Below are 2,311 nucleotides of genomic sequence, written 5' to 3' on the forward strand. Positions count from 1 at the left end.
GCTCAGACAACTCGAAGATGCTAAGGTTGTCTTAAAACCCTTCACTAAGACTGACACAAAGTTTTTAAATCTACCTTCAGCTTTGGAAACATATCCCTTTGTATAAGTTAACTTTCTAGTTAGTTTCCCTACATAGATAAATAGCTTTTATATTTCGCTTAACTAAGGTATTCATAAGAGTACATTTCACAGTACATTTAATGACTTTATGTTAGATCTTAACGAAGCTTCCTTAGAGATAACTAAAATTATATTTTTATAAACTAAAAAAATCATTTGAGGTTTTCCAAAGGTTGTTCTTTTCTTTTATTATCTCTTCTATTAATATAGGTATTCCTTTTTTTATCTTTTCTTCATTAACTGTAGATATACCTATTCTTATCAGTTTGTCACCATTAAAATTAAACAGATAGTTATCCTTGATGTTTTTAATTCTTACATTTCTTATTCTTAAATTATTAATTAAGTTTTCTAAGTTTATATTATTATCTATATCAATACTTGCAAAGAAGCCTGATGATGGTATGTTCCATGTTCCACTATTTTTATCTGTAGATAGTATTACATCTCTTAAGCAATTCATCCTTTCTGAGTAGAGTTTTTTTATCTTTCTTGTATGTGAATCAAACATTCCACTTTTAATATATATTTCTAACGCTCCCTGCGAAAGTACTGATGTACTTATATCTGCGCAGGATTTGTACTTAGAAAATATGTTGGTTAACATTTTAGGCAGTACCAAAGCTGCAATTCTAAGTCCAGGCAAAAATACTTTAGAATAACTTTTCAAATATATAACTCTGTTATTATCGTCATATGAATAAATAGGATCTACTTTGCTATTAATATCTAAATCCCCTAAATAATCATCTTCTACTATATATACATCATATCTTTCAGCTAGTTTTAATATTTGTTTCTTTTCTTCTAATGAATAGGATCCTCCTGTAGGATTGTGAAATCTAGGAATTGTATAAAAAAACTTTATATTCCCATTCTTAAAGATCCTTTCTAGATCACTAAAGTCTAACCCTTTATAGGTTCTTCTAATCCCAATCGCCGTGACTCCATTATATTCAAGGGATTTTAATGCACCATAGTAGGTAGGTTGTTCTACAAGTACATTTCTCTTGCCATTAGGAAATGGTAATGTACTCAATATATTAATTGCCTGTTGTGAACCACTAGTTATAAATATTTTATCTTCATCAGCAAATACCTGATATTTTTGAAAATCCTTTGATAAAACTTTTAATAATGGCTGCAAGCCTTGAGGATTAGAATAATTAAAAAGACTATCCTTATATATGTTTATTGCTTGATTTAAACAATGTTGAAACTCTATATAAGGTAATGCATTGCTATCTGGTGATGCTTCTGAAAAGTTTATTATATTATTGTTATAATTACTGTTGTCATTCATATTATTGGGAACTAAATAATAACCACTTTGTGGTACAGCATATATCATATGGTTTTCTTCAAGTTCATCATAAGCTCTAATTACTGTTGCCTTGCTGCAGCCAAATAATTTGCACAATTCCCTTATAGAAGGCAGCTTTTCCCCAGGTTTTATTTTTCCATCAACTATCTGATTATTTATAAAATCCAATATTAACTTATATTTAGCCAAAACATATCACCTCATTCTGTGCTGGTACACTTTGATATTTTTATTATTGTTTAAAGTAAAAATTGCAAATATACTATAACTGTACCACAAAACTTAACAAAAATAATGTATTATTTTTAGGAGGTGCTTTTATGTCTAAAGAATATAAACGGGATCAATTTACAATATATACAGATAGAAAGAAAGTTGATGCAGAAGCTGTGTGCTCCTTTCTATCAAAATCTTACTGGGCAAATACTAGAAATAAAGATACCATTTTACGCTCAATAGAAAATTCATTATGCTTTAGTCTATTTAAGGAAGATATTCAGGTTGGTTTTGCAAGACTTGTTACAGATTATGCAACCTTTGCATATTTATGTGATGTATATATCGATGAAAATTATAGAGGCTTAGGGCTTGGGAAATGGCTGATGGAATGCCTTGTAAATCATGATGAAATTAAAGGTGTTAAAAAAACAATGTTAGCAACTAGCACTGCACATGGGCTTTATAAAAAATACGGCTTTGATGCTATATCTAATCCTGAATTGTATATGATTTTAACTAAGCAAATATAGAGAAACTAACTAGAAAGTTAACTTATGCAGAGGGATATGTTTCCAAAGCTGAAGTAGATTTAAAAACTTTGTGCCAGTTTTAGTGAAGGGTTTTAAGATAACCTTAGAACTTTAGAGT

The 2,311-nt window shown here is 29.3% G+C and carries 2 protein-coding genes; one reads left to right on the plus strand and one right to left on the minus strand.

From position 1 onward, the window contains the following. Nucleotides 1–256: 256 nt before the first annotated feature. Entirely contained in the window at nucleotides 257–1,633 is a 1,377-nt protein-coding gene (locus I6U51_RS24495) for an aminotransferase-like domain-containing protein (protein WP_211145162.1), read from the minus strand. Between the two features lie 131 nt (nucleotides 1,634–1,764). On the opposite strand from I6U51_RS24495, the gene I6U51_RS24500 reads away from it, so the two are divergent. Then, nucleotides 1,765–2,193, plus strand: coding sequence for a GNAT family N-acetyltransferase (locus I6U51_RS24500; RefSeq protein WP_211145163.1), 429 nt, complete (start codon nucleotides 1,765–1,767; stop codon nucleotides 2,191–2,193). The last annotated feature ends 118 nt before the right edge of the window (nucleotides 2,194–2,311 follow it).

It is taken from the genome of Clostridium aciditolerans (genome assembly GCF_016316925.1).
Taxonomy (GTDB): Bacteria; Bacillota; Clostridia; order Clostridiales; family Clostridiaceae; genus Clostridium_AM; species Clostridium_AM aciditolerans.

What these genes read in the sequence shown, in the direction of transcription:
- I6U51_RS24500 (WP_211145163.1), top strand. Translation starts at nt 1,765, where the DNA reads ATGTCTAAAGAATATAAACGGGATCAATTTACAATATATACAGATAGA.